At 62.4% G+C, this 22,623-nt stretch carries 23 protein-coding genes; 16 read left to right on the top strand and 7 right to left on the bottom strand.

Annotation, left to right across the window (positions count from 1 at the left end; translation table 11 throughout):
* Positions 1-193: 193 nt before the first annotated feature.
* Positions 194-943, top strand: coding sequence for a DUF599 domain-containing protein (locus IF103_RS15765; RefSeq protein WP_202675466.1), 750 nt, complete (start codon positions 194-196; stop codon positions 941-943).
* Between the two features lie 67 nt (positions 944-1,010).
* Here the strand turns inward: IF103_RS15765 and IF103_RS15760 are convergent, their stop codons facing one another.
* Complete coding sequence (locus IF103_RS15760) at positions 1,011-1,295, bottom strand: hypothetical protein (protein WP_023381347.1); 285 nt, start codon at positions 1,293-1,295, stop codon at positions 1,011-1,013.
* A 154-nt stretch (positions 1,296-1,449) separates the two neighbouring features.
* Between IF103_RS15760 and IF103_RS15755 the strand changes: the two genes are divergently transcribed.
* The 4 genes from IF103_RS15755 (at position 1,450) to IF103_RS15740 (ending at position 5,165) form a co-directional block, all read left to right on the top strand.
* Positions 1,450-1,926, top strand: coding sequence for a PaaI family thioesterase (locus IF103_RS15755; RefSeq protein ID WP_023381346.1), 477 nt, complete (start codon positions 1,450-1,452; stop codon positions 1,924-1,926).
* Positions 1,923-2,405 (top strand): PaaI family thioesterase, encoded by a 483-nt coding sequence (locus IF103_RS15750; protein WP_023381345.1) that lies wholly within the window; start codon positions 1,923-1,925, stop codon positions 2,403-2,405. Before IF103_RS15755 ends, IF103_RS15750 begins: the two co-directional genes overlap by 4 nt.
* A 70-nt stretch (positions 2,406-2,475) precedes the next feature.
* Positions 2,476-4,380 (top strand): molecular chaperone HtpG, encoded by a 1,905-nt coding sequence (gene htpG, locus IF103_RS15745; RefSeq protein ID WP_023381344.1) that lies wholly within the window; start codon positions 2,476-2,478, stop codon positions 4,378-4,380.
* Positions 4,381-4,439: 59 nt separating this feature from the next.
* On the top strand, positions 4,440-5,165 hold the full coding sequence (locus IF103_RS15740; protein ID WP_023381343.1) for a dienelactone hydrolase family protein: 726 nt from the start codon (positions 4,440-4,442) through the stop codon (positions 5,163-5,165).
* Positions 5,166-5,283: 118 nt separating this feature from the next.
* Here the strand turns inward: IF103_RS15740 and IF103_RS15735 are convergent, their stop codons facing one another.
* Positions 5,284-6,147, bottom strand: coding sequence for a pirin family protein (locus IF103_RS15735; protein WP_027908199.1), 864 nt, complete (start codon positions 6,145-6,147; stop codon positions 5,284-5,286).
* Between the two features lie 115 nt (positions 6,148-6,262).
* Here IF103_RS15735 and IF103_RS15730 point away from each other — a divergent pair, with 115 nt between their 5' ends.
* The gene (locus IF103_RS15730) at positions 6,263-7,264 is read left to right on the top strand and encodes an amidohydrolase family protein (protein WP_027908198.1); all 1,002 of its coding nucleotides are present in this window, start codon (positions 6,263-6,265) and stop codon (positions 7,262-7,264) included.
* 112 nt (positions 7,265-7,376) lie between these two features.
* On the opposite strand, the gene fabB is transcribed toward IF103_RS15730, so the two are convergent.
* The 5 genes from fabB to IF103_RS15705 all read right to left on the bottom strand — a co-directional run bounded on the left by fabB (position 7,377) and on the right by IF103_RS15705 (position 14,298).
* Positions 7,377-8,597: a beta-ketoacyl-ACP synthase I gene (gene fabB / locus IF103_RS15725; protein WP_023381340.1), complete on the bottom strand. Its 1,221-nt coding sequence runs from the start codon at positions 8,595-8,597 to the stop codon at positions 7,377-7,379.
* A gap of 11 nt (positions 8,598-8,608) precedes the next feature.
* Positions 8,609-9,124, bottom strand: coding sequence for a 3-hydroxyacyl-[acyl-carrier-protein] dehydratase FabA (gene fabA / locus IF103_RS15720; RefSeq protein WP_003251509.1), 516 nt, complete (start codon positions 9,122-9,124; stop codon positions 8,609-8,611).
* Between the two features lie 208 nt (positions 9,125-9,332).
* Positions 9,333-11,264: an ATP-binding protein gene (locus IF103_RS15715; protein WP_023381339.1), complete on the bottom strand. Its 1,932-nt coding sequence runs from the start codon at positions 11,262-11,264 to the stop codon at positions 9,333-9,335.
* Complete coding sequence (locus tag IF103_RS15710) at positions 11,261-12,151, bottom strand: ABC transporter substrate-binding protein (RefSeq protein ID WP_023381338.1); 891 nt, start codon at positions 12,149-12,151, stop codon at positions 11,261-11,263. Before IF103_RS15710 ends, IF103_RS15715 begins: the two co-directional genes overlap by 4 nt.
* Positions 12,151-14,298, bottom strand: a complete 2,148-nt coding sequence (locus IF103_RS15705; RefSeq protein ID WP_177325249.1) for a TonB-dependent receptor plug domain-containing protein — start codon at positions 14,296-14,298, stop codon at positions 12,151-12,153. The genes IF103_RS15710 and IF103_RS15705 overlap by 1 nt, the downstream gene beginning before the upstream one ends.
* Positions 14,299-14,634: 336 nt before the next feature.
* On the opposite strand from IF103_RS15705, the gene IF103_RS15700 reads away from it, so the two are divergent.
* The 10 genes from IF103_RS15700 to kdpA all read left to right on the top strand — a co-directional run bounded on the left by IF103_RS15700 (position 14,635) and on the right by kdpA (position 22,613).
* Positions 14,635-15,660, top strand: a complete 1,026-nt coding sequence (locus tag IF103_RS15700) for an NAD(P)H-dependent glycerol-3-phosphate dehydrogenase (protein WP_023381336.1) — start codon at positions 14,635-14,637, stop codon at positions 15,658-15,660.
* 36 nt (positions 15,661-15,696) lie between these two features.
* Positions 15,697-16,044, top strand: a complete 348-nt coding sequence (locus IF103_RS15695) for a DUF4389 domain-containing protein (protein ID WP_023381335.1) — start codon at positions 15,697-15,699, stop codon at positions 16,042-16,044.
* On the top strand, positions 16,041-16,499 hold the full coding sequence (sixA, locus tag IF103_RS15690) for a phosphohistidine phosphatase SixA (protein ID WP_023381334.1): 459 nt from the start codon (positions 16,041-16,043) through the stop codon (positions 16,497-16,499). Before IF103_RS15695 ends, sixA begins: the two co-directional genes overlap by 4 nt.
* A gap of 98 nt (positions 16,500-16,597) precedes the next feature.
* Complete coding sequence (locus IF103_RS15685; protein ID WP_202675465.1) at positions 16,598-16,981, top strand: hypothetical protein; 384 nt, start codon at positions 16,598-16,600, stop codon at positions 16,979-16,981.
* An 88-nt stretch (positions 16,982-17,069) separates the two neighbouring features.
* A complete protein-coding gene (locus IF103_RS15680; RefSeq protein ID WP_023381332.1) occupies positions 17,070-17,858 on the top strand; it encodes an alpha/beta fold hydrolase in 789 nt (262 codons plus the stop codon).
* Positions 17,855-18,709 carry an alpha/beta hydrolase gene (locus tag IF103_RS15675; protein ID WP_023381331.1) on the top strand — a complete coding sequence of 285 codons (855 nt, stop codon included), beginning with the start codon at positions 17,855-17,857 and terminating at the stop codon, positions 18,707-18,709. Before IF103_RS15680 ends, IF103_RS15675 begins: the two co-directional genes overlap by 4 nt.
* 109 nt (positions 18,710-18,818) lie before the next feature.
* Positions 18,819-19,613 carry a DUF4892 domain-containing protein gene (locus IF103_RS15670; RefSeq protein WP_023381330.1) on the top strand — a complete coding sequence of 265 codons (795 nt, stop codon included), beginning with the start codon at positions 18,819-18,821 and terminating at the stop codon, positions 19,611-19,613.
* A 12-nt stretch (positions 19,614-19,625) separates the two neighbouring features.
* Positions 19,626-20,678 carry an AI-2E family transporter gene (locus IF103_RS15665; protein ID WP_023381329.1) on the top strand — a complete coding sequence of 351 codons (1,053 nt, stop codon included), beginning with the start codon at positions 19,626-19,628 and terminating at the stop codon, positions 20,676-20,678.
* A gap of 141 nt (positions 20,679-20,819) precedes the next feature.
* Entirely contained in the window at positions 20,820-20,909 is a 90-nt protein-coding gene (gene kdpF, locus IF103_RS15660) for a K(+)-transporting ATPase subunit F (RefSeq protein ID WP_041925515.1), read from the top strand.
* Between the two features lie 9 nt (positions 20,910-20,918).
* Positions 20,919-22,613, top strand: coding sequence for a potassium-transporting ATPase subunit KdpA (gene kdpA / locus IF103_RS15655; RefSeq protein WP_202675464.1), 1,695 nt, complete (start codon positions 20,919-20,921; stop codon positions 22,611-22,613).
* The last annotated feature ends 10 nt before the right edge of the window (positions 22,614-22,623 follow it).

Genomic DNA, 22,623 nt, shown 5'->3' with positions numbered 1-22,623 from the left:
CACCGGCCACAAGCCATAGGGTGTTGCCAGAGGCCCAGACCTGAAGCCCCGTGTCCGAGAGGATGCGGGGCTTTTGTTTGCATCGAGTGGCATCGGCAGAAAAACATTTTGACCCGACGGTGTGCCTTTCCGGGCTTGCAGGCGTCGAAATGCCGTCTCTATTCTTTGTGCACCTGGCGTTCGGGAACTCTGCATGAACTTCATTCAAAGCAACATCTACAACCTGCTGGCCATCGGCTGGTTTGCCCTGTGTTGGGGAGGCTATACCCGTTACGCCATCTGGAAGGGCCGTGATACGGCGTGCCTGGCCAGTGTCCTGCATTTGTATCGCGAGGACTGGATGCGCCGCATGCTGCTGCGTGACAACCGTATCGCGGACGCCAGTGTGATCGGCAATCTTGAGCGCAATGCCTCGTTCTTCGCCTCCAGTACGCTGATCATCCTGGCCGGCATCCTTACGGTGCTCGGGGCGTCGGATCGGGCGCTGTCGTTGCTGGCCGACCTGCCGTTGGTCCAGCAGACATCGCAAGGCATGTCGGAAATCAAACTGTTATGCCTGGCGATGGTGTTCGTCTATGCATTCTTCACGTTCAGTTGGTGCATGCGCCAGTACAACTTTGCCGCCGTACTCGTCGGCTCGGCACCGATGATCGGTGAGCGCCTGGTCAACGAGTTGGAGCGAAAGGCGTTTGCTTCGCGTGCCGCACGCGTGCTGTCGCTGGCGGCCAACCAGTTCAACTTTGGTCTGCGCTCTTACTACTTCGGCATGGCCATGCTCAGCTGGTTCATCAGCCCGTGGTTATTCATGGTCATGAGTGTGGGGGTTGTGTTGATTCTGTACCGTCGAGAGTTTCATTCCGATGTATTGGAAGTGATGGTATTCACGCCGACGGAAAGCGCCCCGGTAGAAGTGGGTAAAGAAAGTTCCAATACCAGTGCCTGAAACGTTTAATCCATAAAAGATACATACAAAAAAACCCGACAGTGTCGGGTTTTTTTGTTGGGACCGATTACTGCTTGGCAGGTTCGGCCGGGGTAGCAGGCGCAGCTTCTGGAGCCGGGGTGGCAGGAGCGGCTTCTTCAGCAGCTTTCTGCTCAGCTTCGGCCTGATCTTTGGCGGCTTCGGCGTTTTCCTTGGCAGCCTCGTTCATCTTATCCTGAGCTTCGCCCATTTTTTCCTGGGCTTGCTCGGCGTGTTGCTGTGCGTCCTGGGCTTTGTCTTCGCTCGCTTTATCGCAAGCAGCCAGGCCCATGGCAGCAGCCAGCATCAGAGCAAAAGCAAAAGGTTTACGCATGGGGGTGTTTCTCCTTGGTGGAATAAGTGACTTGTTCCTTCGAGTTCAACGGTGCGGAATAAGTTCCGCAAAGGTTACAGATATATAAAAGTTTGTTCCATATAGACTTTTTACCGATTTTATGCCGCTGCGGCATTGATCATGGACTGCGCCTATGAGCGATACAACCTTGATGGCCATGGCCGAGCGATTTCTTTCGGCGTTGAAACATTGCCAGGTTTTACAGATGCGGGTTGCGCATGCCGACAGCGACGGCATCACCTTGGTATTACCCTGGTCGAAGGCCATCGTCGGCAATCCGCAGACCGGCGCCGTACACGGTGGCGCGCTGACCACCCTGATGGATACCACGTGCGGCATGGCCACGCTGTGCGTCCTTCCGCGCTTCGAAGTCTGTCCGACCCTGGACCTGCGAATCGACTACATGCACCCAGCCGCGGCGGGCAAGGACATCCATGGTCATGCCCAGTGCTACCGCGTGACCCGTGACGTGATCTTCACCCGGGGCACTGCCTACCAGGATGATCCCGACCGACCTATCTGCCAGGTGGTGGGTACCTTCATGCGCCTTGGGCAGGACATAAAAGGCGGGCTTCATTTCGGTAACAGCCTCAGGGAGAAAGACGCATGATTCCACGGGATGTCCGCCAGCGGTTGAACGAGGCCCATGCCGTGGGTGACTACCGGCCATTGCTGGCCCTGATCCCCTACGCTGGCCTGATCGGCATCGAATGCCAGCGCGACGGCGAGGACCTGCTGTTTCGCCTGCCAGCCAATCCGGACAACATCGGGAACCCCTTGCTGCCAGCCATTCATGGTGGGGTGATCGCAGGTTTCATGGAGCTGTCCGCGGCACTTTACCTGCTGATCTACAGCGAGAGCGCGAGCATTCCCAAGATCATCGATTTCTCCATCGACTACCTGCGTGCCGGGCATTTTCGCGATACCTATGCGCAGTGTCAGTTGTGGCGCCAGGGCCGTCGCGTGACCAATGTCGCCATCACCGCCTGGCAGGGCGATCGCCAGTCGCCGATTGCCACGGCTCGTGCGCATTTCAAGATCGAACCGGAAAAGCCCTTGAAATCATCCGGGCAGCCCCCATCTGCATGACATCCGCCGTTAATGCAGGCCGATTCGGCTGCCAGGCGCCAACTGCCATCAGATCGGAGTTTTGAAGACCATGACTGTGGAAACACAAAAGGAAACCCTGGGCTTCCAGACCGAGGTAAAGCAGCTGCTGCACCTCATGATTCACTCGCTGTACTCGAACAAGGAGATCTTCCTCCGTGAACTGATCTCCAACGCCTCCGATGCCGCCGACAAGCTGCGTTTCGAAGCGCTGGCCACGCCTGATTTGCTCGAAGGTGACGCCGATCTGAAGATTCGCCTGAGCTTCGACAAGGACGCTCACACCATTACCCTGGAAGACAACGGTATCGGCATGAGCCGTGAAGATGTCATCGCGCATCTGGGGACCATTGCCAAGTCGGGCACCGCCGACTTCATGAAGAACCTTAGTGGTGACCAGAAGAAGGACTCGCACCTGATCGGTCAGTTCGGCGTGGGCTTCTACTCCGCATTCATCGTCGCCGACAAGGTCGATGTGTTCAGCCGTCGCGCTGGCCAACCGGCTTCCGAGGGCGTGCATTGGTCCTCCAAGGGCGAAGGCTCGTTCGAAGTCGCTACCGTGGACAAGGCCGAGCGCGGTACGCGCATTGTCCTGCACCTGAAAAAAGGTGAGGAAGAGTTCGCCGATGGCTGGCGCCTGCGCAACCTGGTCAAGAAGTACTCCGACCACATTGCCTTGCCGATCGAACTGCCTAAGGAGCAGGCTGGCGCCGAAGGCGAGGAGAAGCCAGCTGTCGAGTGGGAAACCGTCAACCGCGCCAGCGCCCTGTGGACCCGTCCGCGTACCGAGATCAAGGACGAGGAATACCAGGAGTTCTACAAGCACATCGGCCACGATTTCGAGAATCCGCTGGCCTGGAGCCACAACAAGGTCGAAGGCAAGCTGGAGTACAACTCGCTGTTGTACGTGCCGGCCCGCGCACCGTTCGACCTGTACCAGCGTGAAGCGCCACGCGGCCTGAAACTGTACGTGCAGCGCGTGTTCATCATGGACCAGGCTGAGTCGTTCCTGCCGTTGTACCTGCGCTTCATCAAGGGCGTGGTCGACTCCAACGACCTGTCGCTTAACGTTTCGCGGGAAATCCTGCAGAAGGACCCGATCATCGACTCGATGAAGTCGGCGCTGACCAAGCGTGCGCTGGACATGCTGGAGAAGCTGGCCAAGAACGAGCCCGAGCAGTACAAGAGCTTCTGGAAAAACTTCGGCCAGGTGCTCAAGGAAGGCCCGGCCGAGGACTTCGCCAACAAGGAGAAGATCGCCGGCCTGCTGCGCTTTGCCTCCACCCAGGACGACAGCGGCGAACAGACCGTTGCCCTGGCCGACTACCTGGCGCGCGCCAAGGAAGGTCAGGACAAGATCTACTACCTCACCGGCGAGTCCTACGCGCAGGTCAAGAACAGCCCGCACCTGGAAGTCTTCCGCAAGAAAGGCATCGAAGTGCTGCTGTTGACCGATCGCATCGATGAATGGCTGATGAGCTACCTCAGCGAGTTCGATGGCAAAGCCTTCATCGACATCGCCCGTGGCGACCTGGACCTTGGCAAGCTGGATTCGGAAGAAGACAAGAAAGCCCAGGAAGAAGTCGCCAAGGAAAAAGAAGGTCTGGTCGAGCGCCTGAAGGGTGCGCTGGGTGACAGTGTGGCCGAGGTGCGTGTTTCCCACCGCCTGACCGACTCGCCGGCCATCCTGGCCATTGGTGAGCAGGACCTGGGTCTGCAGATGCGCCAGATCCTTGAGGCAAGCGGGCAGAAGGTGCCTGAGTCCAAGCCGATCTTCGAGTTCAACCCGACCCACCCGCTAATCGAGAAGCTGGACAACGAACAGAGCGAGGACCGCTTCGCCGAGCTGTCGCATATCCTGTTCGACCAGGCCGCGCTTGCAGCCGGTGACAGCTTGAAGGATCCGGCGGCTTACGTTCGTCGCCTGAACAAGCTGTTGGTCGAACTGTCTGCTTGAGTTGATGCAAAGGAAAGCCCGCTTCGGCGGGCTTTTTTAATGGTGCAAGGAGGAATTTGATGAGCAAGGTAATCGTCGAGTCGTTGGTTTATCACCTGTCCGGCAAGGCGTACGAGAGCCGCCTGGTGTATGAACCGGGCTCGTTGCCCAAGCCTGGCCTGGTCATGGCGCCGAACTGGATGGGTATTGGCGAGGGGGCCGAGCGGATCGCCAAGGAGGTGGCCGAGAAGGGCTACGTGGTGCTGATTGCCGACCTGTATGGGCAGTCGGTGCGTCCTTCCAATGCCGATGAGGCAGGGGCGGCGATGATGCCCCTGAAGAATGACCGGGCCGAGCTGCGCAAGCGTATGCAGGAGGCGCTGGCCCAACTGCTGGGCCAGTCGAAGGCGTTGCTGGAGCCTGGCCAGGTGGCCACCTTCGGCTTCTGCTTCGGCGGTTGCTGTGCCCTTGAGCTGGCCCGCTCAGGGGCTGACCTGAAGGCGGCGGTGTCGTTCCATGGCACGCTCGATACGCCGAATCCGGAAGATGCCAAGCGCATCAAGGGTTCGGTGCTGGTGCTGCATGGTGCTTCCGACCCGCTGGTGCCGAAGGAGCAACTGCCGGCCTTCGAGGACGAAATGAACGCAGCGAAGGTCGACTGGCAATTGGTCAGCTATGGCGCGGCGGTGCATTCGTTCACTGACCCCAATGCCAATGTGCCGGGCAAGATGCAATACGATCGGCGGACCTCCGAGCGGGCTTTCCGTGCGATGCACAATCTGCTGACCGAAGTGTTCCCGCGCTGATCGCCTGTAGGAGCGGGCTTACTCGCGAAGAACTCGATGCGGTAGAGGGCACGGGCTTTGCCCGTGCTCGCGGGTATACCCGCTCCAGCAGGGGGATCGGCCGTCAGGCGGCCCTCTGTCAGCGAGGCAGTTCAATTCGCGAACTCTCCCCCGGCACCGTGGGCCAATCACCTGCAGCCCATTTGGCCCTTGCCTGTTCGATCAACTGCGGATCGCTTGCCACGAAATTCCAGTTCATCCGCCGCGGCCCATCCAGCGCAGCGCCGCCGATCAAAACGAGCTGGCAATCACCCTCGGCGTAAAGGGTGACCTCTTCACCTTCCGGTAGCACCACCAGGCTGCGCGGCTCGACTTCTGTATCCTCCATCAGCAATTCGCCTTCCAGCAGGTAAAGCGCCCGCTGCGCATGCTCGTTCGGTACCTGCAAGGTTGTGGCCGGCTGCATGTGCACATGGGCATAGAGGGTAGGGGAGAGCACTGGTACCGGCGACTCCAGGCAGAAGCCCTGGCCGGCAATCATGCAGATCCGAACCCCCATGCTATCGCTCACTGGTAGGCTGGCCGCTGGATGATGGCTATAGCTCGCCGGACCTTGCTCAAGCTCGCGGGGCGATGCGAGCCAAACCTGCAGGCCATGCAGTCGGGAGCCGTCGGTGAAGGCCTCGGCTGGGGTGCGTTCGACATGCGCAACGCCGCTGCCAGCGGTCATCCAGCTCACATCGCCGGGCTGTACGCGCTGTTCGGAGCCGAGGCTGTCCTTGTGCAGGATTTCACCCTCGAACAGGTAGGTCAGGGTAGACAGGCCGATGTGCGGGTGTTGGCGGATGTCCATGCCGCTGCCGGGTGCATACTCGGTCTCCAGCATGTGGTCGAAGAAGACGAAGGGGCCGACGCTTCGGCATTGTGCCGATGGCAAGGGGCGCAGTATCGGCTGGCCCTCGACCGATTCGGCGCGCGGGCGGATGACCAGGGGGCTGCTCATGTTGGGCTCCAGGCTGGATGGAAATGCCCCAAGCATAGCGGTTCGCCAGGCGTTGCTGAACCGCCGGGCAAGCTTGCCGGTCTACCGTGTTCGTAACGGGACAAGGAATACAGCGATGATGGTCAGAGTGCTGGGTTGCTTACTATTGTCTGCCTGGATAGGCCATGCGGCGCAAGCACGTGATTACGCTTACAGCGACGCCCACCTGCACTACGTCGATTTCTTCCAGGAGACCGAGGGCATGCCTGCATTGATCGAGGCCATGGACAGGGCAGGCATCGAGCACTCGATGATTTCCGGCATTCCGGTGGCCAAGAAGTGGCATGAGGACGAGCCCAAGCGGCCGCGCTACTATGCAGGCGACGATGCTGATGCCTATTGGTACAGCGCCACCGACCTGTATGTGGCGGCAGCTCTCGAAAAGCTGCCTGCCGAGCAGCGACGCAGGTTCCATCCCTTTCTCACTGGCTTCAACCCAGTGGACAAGAATGCCGTCAGCCACATCGAGCGCATGCTTGAGCTGTACCCAGGGCTTTGGCAGGGGATCGGTGAAGTGTTCACCCGTCATGACGACCTGACCGCGCTCACCAGTGGCGATACGCCTCGCGCCAACAACGAGGCCATGACGCGTATCTACCACTTGGCGGCCGAGCGCGACCTGCCGGTGCTGTTGCACTCGAACATCACCTCGAAGCGCGAACGCAACCCGCTGTATCTGGCGGAGATCGAAGAGCCATTGCGCAATCATCCACATACCCGTTTCATTTGGGCCCACGCCGGCACCAGCATGGAAATTCACCGGCATCAGACGCAGATGGACTTCCTGTTGCCGGTGTTGACGCGGCTGCTGGAGGATTACCCGAATTTGTATGTGGATCTTTCCTGGAGTGTGCTTACGCCCTACCTGCTGGATGAGCGAGGCGTGCCGCGCAAGGCGTGGATCGATGTGGTCGTCAAGCATCCACAGCGCTTCATGCTGGGCTCGGATGTGGTGGGCAAATTTGGCGGCCTGGGAGAACAGTTGCACGGTTTCAGGCCATTTCTCGATGCCTTGCCTGAGGAGGTGGCGAACAAGGTAGCGCGGGATAACTTCCTGGCGGTGTTGCCCAGGCGGTAGTGCCTCGGAAGGGTTGGCCTCATCCCGAGTGCGCCCAATCCCACAGGGTTGCACGCCACACATGAAAACGCCCCGAACCAGTCGGGGCGTTTTCAATTACCGCATCAGCGTCTTACTTGCCAGTCCAGCGCTTGAGCACCAGGGTGGCGTTGGTGCCGCCGAAGCCGAAGCTGTTGCTCATGACCGTGTCGATCTTGGCGTTCTCTTCGGTTTTGCGCAGGATCGGCATGTCAGCGACTTCCGGATCCAGCTCGTCGATGTTGGCGGAGCCGGCGATGAAGTTGTTTTCCATCATCAGCAGGCAGTAGATCGCCTCGTGCACGCCAGCGGCGCCCAGCGAGTGGCCCGACAGGCTCTTGGTCGAGCTGATCTTCGGCGCTTTGTCACCGAACACTTCACGCACGCCCTTGATTTCTGCAACGTCACCGACCGGCGTCGAGGTGCCGTGGGTGTTCAGGTAGTCGATCGGGGTGTCGACGGTGGACAGCGCCTGCTGCATGCAGCGGATGGCACCTTCGCCGCTCGGTGCGACCATGTCGTAGCCGTCGGACGTGGCACCGTAGCCGACGATTTCGGCGTAGATCTTCGCGCCGCGGGCCAGTGCGTGTTCCAGTTCTTCGACCACGACCATGCCGCCGCCGCCAGCGATGACGAAGCCGTCACGGTCGGCGTCGTAGGCGCGCGAGGCCAGTTCCGGGGTTTCGTTGCGCTTGGTCGACAGGGCGCCCATGGCATCGAACAGGAACGACTGGCTCCAGTGCTCTTCTTCACCGCCACCGGCGAAGACGATGTCTTGCTTGCCCCACTGAATCTGCTCCATGGCGGTGCCGATGCAGTGTGCCGAGGTGGCGCAGGCCGAGGAGATCGAGTAGTTGATACCCTTGATCTTGAACGGAGTGGCCAGGCACGCCGATACGGTGCTGCCCATGGTGCGGGTGACACGGTAAGGGCCGACACGCTTGACGCCTTTCTCGCGCAGGGTGTCCAGCGCTTCCATCTGGTTCAGGGTCGAGGCGCCGCCGGAACCAGCAACCAGGCCGGTACGCGGGTTGGAAATCTGCTCTTCGGTCAGGCCGGAGTCCTTGATCGCGTCCTGCATCGCCAGGTAGGCATAGGCAGCGGCGTGGCCGACGAAGCGGTAGACCTTGCGGTCGATCAGTTCTTCGAGGTTGAGGTCGATGGAACCGGAAACCTGGCTACGCAGCCCCATTTCCTTGTATTCCGGGTTGTAACGAATGCCCGGACGGCTGTTGCGCAGGTTTTCGGTGACAGTAGCTTTGTCATTGCCCAGGCACGAAACGATGCCCAGACCAGTGATAACGACGCGGCGCATGCGAATAACCCTTAGAAATTGTCAGTGGAGGTGAACACGCCGACCCGCAGGCCTTCGGCGGTGTAGATCTCGCGACCGTCGACGCTGACCGAGCCATCGGCGATGGCCATGTTCAGCTTGCCCTTCAGGACGCGCTTGATGTGAATGTTGTAGGTGACTTTCTTGGCTTCGGGCAATACCTGGCCAAAGAACTTCACTTCGCCCGAACCCAGGGCGCGACCACGGCCTGGCAGGCCCTGCCAGCCGAGGAAGAAACCGACCAGCTGCCACATGGCGTCGAGGCCCAGGCAGCCTGGCATTACCGGGTCGCCTTCGAAGTGACAGGCGAAGAACCACAGGTCCGGATTGATATCCAGCTCGGCGACCAATTCACCTTTGCCATACTTGCCGCCTTCTTCGCTGATGTGGGTGATGCGATCGACCATCAGCATGTTCGGCGCGGGCAGTTGCGCATTACCTGGGCCGAACAGCTCACCGCGACTGCAGCGCAGCAGGTCTTCCCGAGTAAAGGCGTGTTGTTTGGTCATGCGAGCTCCTCAATAACCCCCTGCGGCAGGGGATGAATCTTCCCGGCCGGCCCGGAGTGTGTTGAGTCCGGGGCGGCAGCCTACAGGTAGACTATTGCGTTGTGGTGAAAGTCACAGCGCACCTGGCAAAAAGAAGTACAGGTGTGCACTGAAACGGCTATTTTCAGGTCCGACGAAGGTCCTGTCCAGTCCTTAAGACTGCCGCACTTTAGCATTTATCGCCAGTCGCGGCTGTCCGGCCGGGTAACCAACGCTGCAATACCCGTTGCAATTCGGTGCGGCGGAAGGGTTTGCTCAGGTAATCGTTCATGCCGGCGGCCATGCAGCGCTCGCGGTCGCCCTGCAACGCATTGGCCGTCAAGGCGATGATCGGCAGGCTGTCGCGATCGGGCAGTTGGCGGATGCGCCGGGTGGCTTCGTAACCGTCCAGCCGCGGCAGCCGGCAGTCCATCAGTACCGCGGCGAAGCGCTGCTGGCTGACCTGTTCCACGGCCTGGAGGCCATCCAGCGCCACGCTCACCTCCAGCCCAAGGCTGCGCAACATGGCTTCGATGACGCTTTGATTGACCGGATTGTCCTCTACCAGCAGGATTCGCCCGCCCTCGGTACCCAGGCTGCCCTGCGCGACGCTGCCGGGCAGGGCCGGGGGCGCCATGCTGGCCAGGGTCAGGGGAATTTCCAGGGTGAAGGTCGAGCCCAGCCCTTCGCGGCTTTCCCCGCGCAGCTTGCCACCCATGCGTTCGGCCAGGGTGCGGGCGATCGACAGGCCCAGGCCGGTGCCGCCATAGCGCCGGGAAATCGAGCTGTCCGCTTGCTGGAAGGCCACGAACATGGTCTCCAGGCGCTCGCTGTCGATGCCGATGCCAGTATCGCGCACACTGCAGGTCAACCAGATCAGCTGCCGGTCCAGGGGCTGCCAGCGCGCATGCACCTGGACCTGGCCGCGTTCGGTGAACTTCAACGCGTTGCCGATCAAGTTCAGCAGGATCTGGCGGATTCGAGTCGGATCACCGCTGACTTCCAGCTGCTCCATGCCGGCCGGCATCTGCAGTTGCAGGTCGAGTCCACGCTGCTGGGCGCTGTGCTGGAACGACTGCACGCTGTGGGCGATCAATTCGCCGAGGTTGAAGTCGATCTGCTCAAGTTCCAGCGTGGTGCGTTCGATGCGCGAGAAGTCGAGGATATCGTTGATGACCTTGAGCAAGTGGCCCGTGGATTCGCTGGCGACCGCCGCATAGTCGGCCTGCTCAGGCGTCAGCTGGGTGGTTTCGAGCAACTGCAGCATGCCCAGCACACCGTTCATCGGCGTGCGTAACTCATGGCTCATCATCGCCAGGAAGTCGGACTTGGCGCGGTTGGCTTGCTCGGCCTCCTCACGGGCCTGGATCAACTGGGCAATGGCCTGCTTCTGTTCGGCGCTGGCCTGCTCCAGGGCGCTGGCCAGGTTGTTGATATGGCGCGCCAGGTGGCCGAGCTCGCTGTCGTCCACCACCGGTAACGGGGCATTGTACTCGCCCTGCTGGATCGCCTTCACCGCATGGCCCATGTCGCTGATCGGCTTGGCCAGGCTGGTGGCCAGGCGGCGGGCGAGCAGGAAGGTGAACAACAGGGCGAACAAGGCAAGAATGCCAGCCTTGATAACGATTTCCTGCTGGCGTTGGCTGAACGCATCATCGGACATACCGACGATCACCCGTCCCAGGTAATCGTCGCCGATGGCGGGGGTGGGGGCCTTGCCCTGTTGCAGGAAGTCGCTGTCCAGGCGGATCTGCTGCAGCCGTATGGGGGCCTGGAACACTTCCACGCGCTGGGCGCGGTTGCTACTTTCATCGGACTGCTCGACGTACACCAGAATATGGTTGCGGCTGTCCTGCACCTCCAAAAAACGCACGTGTGGAATGCTCAGGGTGGCCCTCATGAGGCCTTCGAGCACCTCATTGTTGCCGGAGATCACCCCGTACTCGGACGCCGGGGCCAGTTGGTTGGCGATCAACTGCCCGGTGTGGTTGAGCTCCTGGCGCAAGTCCTGGATCCGCACGAAGGTGAAGAAACTGATCAGCAGCAGGGTCAGCAGCAGTGCAGGACCCAGGCTGATCATCTGGGTGCGGGTGTGGATATCCCAGCTCAGGCGTTTGCTCATGGGTTGGGTTCTCCTGCGGCCAGGGCCTGGGCAGCGGCCTTCGGATCGATGGGTTCCAGGCCCAGTGCACGGGCGACTTGCTGGTTGCCACTGACGCCGAAACGCGCCGGGTAAAGACTGCGCGGCCAGCGCGAGGGCGGTTGGTCGAGCAACTGGTCGAGAACCGCCAGCCAATCATCCTGGTCGCTGTAGCTGCTGGCCAGGGCGCCAGCGCGCACGAAACCGGCGTTCGGCCCGATCAGCGCCATCTGTCGGCCGTAGCTGCTGAGCAACAGGTTCTTGGCGGTCTTCGAGTTGTACAGGTCGGGGTCGTCCAGGCCCAGCAGCACGTCGCTGTTGAGCAGCAGGTTCTGCAGTGGTCGGCTGTCCCGTTGATCGGGCCAGTCCTGGGCAACGATCTCCAGGCCCAACGGGCGGGCGGCATGGCGCAACTCTTCGAGCAGGAAGTGGCTGTGCTCGCCATACAGCACGCCGATGCGCTGCGCCTGCGGCAGCAGGTAGCGTGCCAGGCGTAGCTGCCGTGCCAGGGGCGGGTCGCTCCACAGCAGGCACAGGTAGGCCGGACGGGATTTGCCCAGGCGCTGCTGCGCCTGCACCCGGCTGATACGCATCGCCAGTGCCGGGGGGCCGGCGGGCTCGGCGAGCCGCCAGTCCAGGGCAGCGCTATCGAGCAGGATCAGGCGCAGGTCGGCATTCAGCTGGCCGGGGCGGGGTAGGGTCGAGGTGGTCTGGAAACGCACCACGTCGTGGCTGCGACGGCTCTCCAGGGCCGCCACGAAGCTGCGAATGCCGGGTTGATCTTCACCACCGACCAACAGGATTTCGCTAGCGGACAGCGATCCCATGGGCCAGAGAAAGATCAGCAGCAGGCGCAGCAGGCGGGCCATCAGAACTCCAGCTCCGCGCTGACGCTCAGGCGGTGACGGCTGTCGTAGCGGTTCTGGATCGTCGTGGTCGGTTCATCGTCCAGGCGCTGCTGCCACAGCGCGGCCAGCTCCAGGTTGCTGCCCTGGATACGCAAGCGCTTGGCCACACGCAGGTCCAGACGCTCGTAGCGGTACTGGTTGAGTGCGTCGTCGCCGTAGTAGAAAAGAGCGCTGGACCAGCCGTCGCCCCAATCGCGCATCCAGCCGGCCGAGCCACTGTTGCGGGCGGTGTTGGCGCTGTCCAACGGGTTGCTGGCCCAGGCATCGACATAGGCGTAGGTCAGGCGCAGGCGGTCGCGTTGGGTCACGCGCCAGTCGGCTTGCGCCTCGCTGCCACTGAACCGCGCTTTGTTGGCGTTGCTGGCGATGTACTGGTTGTTCCTCAGGGGCTCGCTGATCATTCCGGTGATCTCGTCATAGAACAACTTCACATCCATGCTCAAGTCGATGTCGCTGAAGTAACCGTTGTAGCCCAGTTCCCGCGAGCGCATGCGTTCTTGATCGAGGTTGCCAGGGCCTCGGGTCTTGACGAAATATTCGCCGTTCTGCAGCCCGAAGTCGTTGGGCGTCAGGTTCTTGACCGTATAGCTCCAGTTGACGTTGTTCTCGAACATGTCGGGCGAGCGGACCGCTTCGGAGTACACCGCTCGCAAACCGTGGCGCGGGGTGATCAGGTAGTTCACCGCCATGCGCGGGGTAAGCGAACTGCCCGAAAGACGCGAGTCCTCGAACATCGCACCGCCCTGGATGATCCAGTGTTCGTCCGCACGCCATTCCAGCTGGCCGAATGCGCGCCAGGTCTGGTCGTCGATGCTGCCGTTGAAGTAGGTCTGCGAGTCGGCGCGATCATAGCGGTAGTTCATACCGCTGAGCAGGCGCAGGTTGTCGGTCAGGCTCAGGGTGTCCTGGATCTCCAGGTCGTAGCGGGTTTCGCGGGTACTTTGATCGACATCGCCGCAGACCGTGCTTTTGCCGCCGTTGTTCCATTGCGTCTGGGCCTGGGTCAGCAGGGCGCTGAGCGTCGGGTCCGTGGTTGTCGGCAGGTTTCCGGTCGACAGGTTGCGTGCCACCTTCTCGGCGAAGTCTGGGTTCAGTTGCCACAATTGGGTCAACGCCGGACTAAACGCCATCAGCGCGTCGCACGCCAGCCAGACTTGCTGGCGATCGAAGTGTTGAGCCGACCCTTGGATGTAGAAGCTGTGCTCTGGGCTGATATCGATGTTCCAGCGTACCGAGCCCGCGTAATCCTTGGCGTTGACATCTGCGTCGGTGCCTGCGGCATACTTGCCGAACACCGGTTGGTAGGTGTACGGCCGCTGGTTGCTGCCCTCCTTGGCCGCCAGTTGCCACTCCAGGGTCTGGTCGGGCGCGAGGTTGTGGCTGGCGCTGAGGTTGACGCGGTTCAGGCGGCGGCTGTCGCGGTAGTCGTTGCCGAACTGGTCGCTGTCGAAACCGTCGTCCTGCTGTCCCGACACCGACAGGCGCAGATCACCGCCGTCCCAGCCGAATCCATGACTGGCGTAGTAATCGTTGATGCCATCCTGGCCACGGGTGAGCTTGACCCGTGTGCCATGGCTGTCGGCGGGGTTGCGGGTGAGGATGTTGACCACCGCCATCAAGGCGTTGGCGCCATAGCTGACGGTGTTCGGGCCGCGGAACACCTCGATGCGCTCGATATCCTCCAGGGCCACCGGGATATCGCTCCAGTCCACCGTGGCAAGGCCGGCCCGATACACCGAGCGGCCGTCGATCAGCACTTGCATGCGCCGGGCTTCGTTGACGTTGCTGCCGTGGTAGTTGACGGTTGGCTGGTTGCCGGCGCCGTAGCCGATCATCATGCCTGGCACCAGGCGCAGCAGTTCGGGAATATCGCGGGCACCGCTGGCACGGATCAGTTCGCTGTCGAGCACGGTCATGCTGCCCGGCACCGCCGCCGGGGATTGTTTCAGGCGCGTGGCGGTCAGAACCTGCGGCAAGTCAGTGTTGTCGATGAACAGGTCATCGGCCATGACCGGGCCACCGAGCAGGGCGGTCAGCAATAACAGACGCGGGTAAGGGGGCGTGCCTGGGAACACGATACGGCCTTGTATCAAAGATGAAACAGGCATGTTAACTGACCTTGGACCTTTTGCCAGTGGTGGGGCGCGAGTTTGCGAGGTGGGGGGGTGAGGGAAAGGCTTGCCGGTGGTTTTCGGGTGGTGTCGAGATCGCGCGGCGCATCGCGAGCAAGGCTCGCTCCTACGCTTTTTTCGGGCCAGTTATGCCTGTGGGATTTGCGCGCGACCGCTTTGGCATGGCCCGAAAAAAGTAGGAGCGAGCCTTGCTCGCGATGCGCCACGCGATCGCCAACCCAACCCGCCACGCAAGCCATGCACTGGCCCTGTCGCATCCGCACCGTATAATGGTCCGGTCGCCACTCACATTTTGGCATTAACGGATTGAATATGACTGAACAGCAACCTGTTGCAGTTCTGGGAGGCGGAAGCTTTGGCACCGCCGTGGCGAACCTGCTGGCTGAAAACAACGTGCCAGTGCGCCAATGGATGCGCGACCCCGAGCAGGCCGAGGCCATGCGCATCAATCGCGAGAATCCGCGTTACCTCAAAGGTATCCGCCTGCACGACGGTGTCGAGCCGGTCAACGACCTGCTGGCGACGCTGCAGGCTTGCGAGCTGATTTTCGTGGCCCTGCCGTCTAGCGCCCTGCGCAGCGTGCTGGCCCCGCATGCCGAGTTGCTGCGCGGCAAGGGACTGGTGAGCTTGACCAAGGGCATCGAGGCGCAGAGCTTCAAGCTGATGAGCCAGATCCTTGAGGAAATCGCCCCCCAGGCACGTATTGGCGTGCTGTCGGGCCCGAACCTGGCCCGCGAGATCGCCGAACATGCGCTGACCGCCACTGTGGTCGCCAGCGAAGATGAAGACCTGTGCCAACGCGTGCAGGCGGTGTTGCACGGGCGCACCTTCCGGGTGTACGCCAGCACCGACCGCTTCGGTGTCGAACTGGGCGGCGCCCTCAAGAACGTCTATGCCATCATGGCTGGCATGGCCGTTGCCTTGGGCATGGGTGAAAACACCAAGAGCATGCTGATTACCCGTGCCCTGGCCGAGATGACTCGTTTCGCCGTCAGCCAAGGCGCCAATCCGATGACCTTCCTGGGGCTGGCCGGTGTCGGCGACCTGATCGTCACCTGCTCTTCACCCAAGAGCCGCAACTATCAGGTGGGTCATGCGCTGGGGCAGGGCCTGAGCCTGGAACAGGCGGTCAACCGCCTGGGCGAAGTGGCCGAGGGGGTCAATACCCTCAAGGTACTGAAGGCCAAGGCCCAGGAAGTGCAGGTGTACATGCCGCTGGTGGCGGGCCTGCACGCGATCCTGTTCGAAGGCCGCACGCTGAACCAGGTCATCGAACACCTGATGCGCGCCGAGCCCAAGACCGACGTCGATTTCATTTCCACAAGCGGTTTCAACTGAGCCTTCGTGGGTTCTGAACAGAGCAAGGAGCAATACATGAACGATACCCCCGAGCGCGCGCAGCGCGAGTCGATCATCCTGCGGGTGCTGTGGATGCTGGTGTTCCTGGTGGTCTGGCAACTGGCCGAGCTGCTGCTGGGTGGCCTGGTGCTGGTGCAGCTCATCTACCGACTGGTGTATGGCGCCCCGAGCGCCAGCCTGATGAACTTCGGCGACAGCCTCAGTCAGTACCTGGCGCAGATCGGTCGTTTCGGCAGTTTCCACAGCGACCAGAAGCCCTGGCCATTCGCCGACTGGCCGGCCCCGCGGGCGCCGGAAGGCGAGGCGCCTCACGCCGTGGCACCGGCAGCGCACCCGGTGCGCGACGAGGAGCCCAAGCTGTGAAGCTCTGGGTTCTGCGCCACGGCGAGGCCGAACCGCGGGCCAATACCGACGCCGAGCGGCGCCTGACGCCCCATGGCCGCGAGCAAGTGCTGCACAGCGCGGCGCGCTTGCTGGGCCAGCCACTGCAAGCCATCCTGGCCAGCCCCTATGTGCGCGCCCAGCAGACCGCGGCACTGGTGCATGACACCCTCGGTTTCACCGAGCCGGTGCACACAGTGCCGTGGTTGACCCCCGACAGTGACGTGCAACAGGTCATCGGCGAAATCGAGCGACTGGGCCTTGAGCATGTGCTGCTGGTCAGCCACCAGCCGCTGGTGGGCACATTGGTTGGAAGGCTCGAGCACGGGCATGGCCAGCGACCAGCCCCCATGAGTACCGCCAGCCTTGCAGAGTTGGAAGGGGATTGGCCATTGGCAGGCCTGATGACCGTGCGCGCGATTAATTCACCCGACTGAAACCGGGCAACTGGCATTTTTGTCAGTTGCCGCCTCTGGCAGGGCGTTGCTAGCGTTGCATCGAGGCGGTACAGGCAGGGAAGAATCAGGAGTGCGGGATGGGTGGTCGAAGGTTGGATCTGGTTCGCTGTGCCGATTTGCAGCCAACTTTGGATAAAGTGCAGGCCAGCGGGGCGCTGGATTTTGCCGAGTACAGCCTGCTGCGTGAGGCCGCTGATGCCAAGCTGTATCACCTGATGGGCAGGCTCCAAGGCCGTGGCTGCCCGGACATCGCCACCCGGATACAAGGAGAGGAAGACCTGCGCAAGCTGCAGGACACTTGCCAGCGCGTATCCCACCTGGTGCAGACCAGCTGCCTGGCGTTACGCCGGCTACAGCTCGACCACAAGGATCAGCGCCTGGCTCGCGAGGCGCTCGAAAGCCAGCTGGCCTACCTGCAAGCCTGCCTGCGCCGTTCATTGCTCGGTTTCGACCTGTCCTGATTGCCCTGCGCGATGACCTTTCCGGACATTGCCGAGCGCCGCCACGATGCCGACAATGGGCAACCATCCCCGGTTCGGACCTGGCGCCATGTCGCAACGGATCTTCTTCGCCCACGCCAACGGATTTCCCTCGGCCACCTACGGCAAGCTGTTCGCCGCGCTCGCGCCGGACTACCAGGTGACGCACCTGGCCCAACACGCCCACGACCCAAGGTTTCCGGTCGATGACAATTGGCGGAACCTGGTCGATGAACTGTTGCACCATCTGGCTCAGCAGGATCAGCCCGTGTGGGGCGTCGGTCACTCCCTGGGCGGTGTGCTGCACCTGCATGCCGCGCTGCGCCGCCCAGAGTTGTACCGGGGCGTGGTAATGCTTGACTCGCCGGTGTTGACCCGTGCCGACCAGTGGTTGATCCGCACCGCCAAGCGTTTCGGTTTCATCGATCGCATCACGCCTGCAGGCCGCACCTTAGGGCGGCGCGAGGCCTTCGCCGATCGTGACAGCGCGCGGACATATTTCGCCAGCAAGACCTTGTTCCGCAATTTCGACCCCGAGTGCCTCGAGGCGTATCTGGAACATGGTCTGCAAACCGCAGAGGAGGGGCTGCGCTTGCGCTTCGACCCGGCCACCGAGATCAGTATCTATCGCAGCATCCCCCATGCCAGCCCGGCACCTGCCCGGCATTTGCAGGTGCCGTTGGCGATGGTGCGTGGCGACCGTAGCCGGGTGATTCGTCGTCACCACGCGTTTGCCGTGCGTGGCATGCCCACGGGTGAGTACCACAGCGTACCGGGTGGCCATATGTTCCCGCTGGAGCGCCCCACTGATACCGCCAGCCTGATCAAGGGCCTGTTCGATCGCTGGAGCCAGGCATGAGCCTGCCCGTCGAAGAAGTGCGCCTGAGCCTGGGCCATATCGAACTCGCCGCGCACCTGTTCGGGCCAGCGGACGGGTTGCCGGTGATCGCACTGCATGGCTGGCTGGACAACGCCAACAGTTTCGCGCGCCTGGCACCCCGTCTACAGGGCTTGCGTATCGTCGCGCTCGACTTGGCCGGCCATGGCTATTCCGAACACCGCCCGCCAGGGGCCGGCTATGCCCTGGCCGATTACGCCCATGACGTGTTGCGGGTCGCCGAGCAGCTTGGCTGGCAACGATTCGCCCTGCTTGGTCACTCGCTGGGCGCCATCATCTCGGTGCAGTTGGCTGGGGCCTTGCCGGACAGGGTCAGCCACCTGGCGTTGATCGACGGCGTGATCCCGCCTACCGGTGCCGAGCAGGATGCGGCTGAGCGGTTGGGCATGTCGTTGCAGGCGCAGTTGCGCCTGGATGGCAAGCGCAAGTCGGTTTACGCCTCGGTCGAAGACGGCGTGCAGGCTCGCATGAAGGGGATGGTCGCGGTAAGCCACGAAGCTGCGCAGTTGCTGGCCCAGCGCGGACTGATGCCGGTCCCGGGCGGGTTCAGCTGGCGCAGCGACAGCCGACTGACCTTACCATCGCCGGCGCGCCTGAACCCGGCCCAGGCCATGGCGTACGTGCACCGGGTCGGTTGCCCGGGCTGTCTGGTGGTGGCCGCCGATGGCATGCTGGTGCGCCACACCGAGTTGCTGGAGCAGCTACCCTTTGAGCGAGTGGTGCTGCCAGGTGGGCATCATCTGCACCTGAACGATGAGCAGGGTGCGATCCTTGTCGCAGACTGTTTCAATCGCTTCTTTGGCTTTTCTTGACTTGTACCGGACAAGTGCCGAGGCTTGGCGGGTTGAACAGGGAGACAACCATGCAAATGCCAGACATCCTGGACCTTCGCTCCGCCACCCGCTGCCCCAAGGGTGGCCGATGAGCGCATCCGTTTTCATCCGCGTCACCTTCGTCACCTGCGTCGCGCTGGTCAGCGCCGCTTCCTGGGCGGGCAGCCTGCCGGTGCCGCAAGATGGCAAGGTGGTCGACCAACGCCCCGCCGTAGAACAGGAACGCGTCTACCCCCTGGGCCCGCTGCGCAAGATCAGCGGTCGCCTGCGGGTCGATGACAAGGTCGAGAGCCGTGGCCAGGTTAGCTCGGTCACTTACGAACTGCCCGTCGAACGCACCGCTCGTGAGGCGTTCACCAGCGCCCGCGAACAATTGCAGCGTGACGGCGGTTACCCCTTGTTCTGGTGCCAGGGCCGTGACTGCGGCGAAGCCAGCCTGTGGGCCAACGATGTGTTCGGCAATGCCCGGCTCAATGGCGGCGACGAGCAGCAGGCATTCATCCTGTTGCGCCGTTCGGCCGAAGAGGCCGACACCTTGGTGGCGTTGTACAGCGTCACCCGTGGCAACCGCCGCGCGTACTTGCACGTCGAAGAGTTCGTCGCGGGCAGCCCGCTGGGCGAACTGCTACCCACGCCAGCGACTGTGCTGCGCGAAATGCGCGACACCGGAAAGCTGGACTACCCTGACCTGGGCGCACCGCAAGCCACCTGGGTGACCCTGCTCGGACGCAGCCTGAACCTTGACAGCACCCTGCGTGCCAGCCTCAGTGGAGCCGAGGCCGAAGCCTGGCGCCAAGAGCTGATCAAGGCAGGCGTGCGCAGCAGCCGGCTGGAAGTCGGGGACGCCCCTACCGATGGCCTGCACCTTGAACTGATTCGTTGATCGAGCGCCACCATGGCCAACAATGATCGTCTGTTGATCCAGATTCTTCTGCTGGCGCTGTTGGGCGCGGGGCTGTGGGTAATGGCGCCGTTCATTTCGGCACTGCTGTGGGGGGCCATCCTGGCCTTTGCCAGCTGGCCGTTGATGCGCCTGCTGACCCGCGTGCTGGGGGATCGCGAGACCCTCGCGGCAGGTTTGCTGACCGGTGTCTGGATTCTGGTCGTGGCCTTGCCGCTGGTCTGGCTTGGGTTCAACCTGGCGGACCACATTCGCGACGCCACGGCGTTCATTCGCGATGTACAGGTCGATGGTTTACCTGACGCCCCGGACTGGCTGGCCGGTGTCCCGCTGGTCGGCGGGCGCCTGGTCAGCTGGTGGGAGTCGCTGGACCAACAGGGCGCGATGCTGCTGGCCTCGGTCAGACCCCACCTGGGTCAGGTTGGTAACTGGCTACTGGCACGCAGTGCGCAATTGGGCAGTGGTGTGCTCGAACTGACCCTGAGCCTGGTGTTCGTGTTCTTCTTCTACCGCGACGGCCCGCGATTGGCGGCGTTCGTCCTGCGCCTGCTGCAGCGTTTGATGGGCGACCGTGCCGAGTATTACCTGGAACTGGTGGCCGGCACCGTGCAACGTGTGGTCAACGGCGTGATCGGCACCGCCGCGGCCCAAGGCCTGCTGGCATTGATTGGCTTTCTCATCGCCGGTGTGCCGGGCGCCATCATCCTCGGCCTGGTGACCTTCATGCTCAGCCTCATTCCCATGGGGCCGCCGCTGGCTTGGATACCGGCCACCGGTTGGCTGGTATGGAAAGGTGAGTACGGCATGGCCGTGTTCCTGGGTATCTGGGGTACCTTCGTCATCAGTGGCGTTGACAACGTGCTCAAGCCCTACCTGATCAGCCGCGGCGGCAACCTGCCACTGGTGATCGTCCTGCTTGGTGTGTTCGGTGGCCTGATCGCGTTTGGCTTCATCGGCCTGTTCATCGGGCCGACACTGCTGGCGGTGGGCTACAGCCTGTTGCTGGACTGGAGCCGCAACGCAGGGCAGCAGACGCCGCAACGCTGACATCACCCGCGGCCCGGCAACGGGCTGCATCTTTACGCATTCTTTATGCGCTGACCTGTCCCTCGATCTCGCCCCTTTACGTCGCACCCTCGGACAATTTCCCCAAAGCGGCCAACGCCGCATGGATGGGGAGAACCACCGATGAATGTGCTCGAAGGGTTGTCACTGCTGCTGGCAGTGGCGTTGGCGATTTACCTGCTTACGGCGCTGCTGCGCGCCGATCGCAGCTAGGGAGCGGTCATGCACAGTTACGACTACGCGTTGCTGTTGGCCTTCTTTGCCATCGTGCTGCTGCCTGCACCCTGGCTGGGGCGTTTCTACTACAAGGTGATGGAAGGCCAGCGTACCTGGCTCAGCCCATTACTCGGCCCATTGGAGCAGGGCTGTTACCGGCTGGCGGGCGTGCGCACCGAGCAGGAGCAGAATTGGAAGCAGTACGCCCTGGCTTTGTTGGCCTTCAACCTGGCCGGGTTCGTGCTGCTGTTCTGCGTGCTGTTGCTGCAGGGCTATCTGCCGCTCAATCCGCAGCACTTGCCAGGCCAGGAGTGGTCGCTGGCATTCAACACAGCGGTAAGCTTCGTCACCAACACCAACTGGCAGGCCTACAGCGGCGAAGCCTCGGTCAGCTACCTGAGCCAGATGCTTGGCCTGACCGTGCAGAACTTCGTCAGCGCTGCCACCGGCCTGGCCGTATTGGTTGCACTCTGCCGTGGCATTGCCAGGCGCTCTACGGCAACGCTGGGCAACTTCTGGGTCGACATGACCCGGGGCACCCTCTACGGGCTCTTGCCGTTGTGTCTGGTGCTGGCGCTGCTGCTGGTGTGGCAGGGCGTGCCCCAGACCTTCGCCAATTATGCCCATGCTGTGACCCTGCAAGGCGTTGACCAGGTCATCCCGCTTGGACCGGCTGCCAGCCAGATCGCCATCAAGCAACTGGGTACCAACGGGGGTGGTTTCTTCGGCGTGAACTCGGCGCACCCGTTCGAGAACCCCACGGCCTGGAGCAACCTGTTCGAGGTGGCGTCGATCATTCTGATCCCGGCTGCCCTGGTGTTCACCTTTGGCCACTACGTGAAGGACTTGCGCGAGAGCCGCGCCATCATCGCCTGCATGCTTGCCCTGTTCCTGATCGGTGGCAGTACCGCCTTGTGGGCGGAATACCAACCCAATCCGGCATTGGAAAGCGTTCAGGTACAGTCGAGCGCGCCGATGGAGGGCAAGGAAAGCCGCTTCGGCACCACCGGTTCGGTGCTCTGGAGCGTGACCACCACCGCTGCGTCCAACGGTTCGGTCAACGCCATGCACGACAGCCTCAACCCGCTGACGGGTATGGTGGCCATGGCCAACATGATGGTCGGTGAGGTGATCTTCGGCGGCGTCGGTGCCGGGCTCTACGGCATGTTGCTGTTTGTGCTGATCGCTGTGTTCCTGGCAGGCCTGATGATTGGGCGCACGCCGGAATACTTGGGCAAGAAGCTGCAAGCCCGTGAGGTGCAGTTGTTGGTGGCGACCTTGTTGGTGATGCCGGTGGGCGTGCTGGTGCTCGGCGCCATCGCCGCCAGCCTGCCAGGCCCTGCGGGGGCGGTGAGCAACCCAGGCGCCCATGGCTTCAGCCAGCTGCTGTATGCCTACACCTCCGGCACCGCCAACAACGGCTCGGCCTTCGCCGGTTTCGGTGCCAACACCGTGTTCCACAACCTGATGATCGGCTTGGCCATGCTGATCGGCCGCTTCGGCTACATCCTGCCGGTGCTGGCCCTGGCAGGCAGCTTGGCTGCGAAGAAAACCGCGCCGCAAGGGCTGAACAGCTTCCCGACCCACGGGCCACTGTTCGCCACCTTGCTGGTGGTGACCATCCTGCTGGTGGGCGGCCTGACCTTCCTGCCAACCCTGGCCCTTGGGCCGATCGCCGAACACCTGAGCCTGGGCTTCTGAGGAGCGAACC

The sequence above is a fragment of the Pseudomonas sp. SK2 genome (assembly GCF_016772395.1).
Classification (GTDB): domain Bacteria; phylum Pseudomonadota; class Gammaproteobacteria; order Pseudomonadales; family Pseudomonadaceae; genus Aquipseudomonas; species Aquipseudomonas taiwanensis.
Note: the sequence above shows the minus strand (reverse complement) of the source record. Positions and strands in the feature narration are given on the sequence as shown.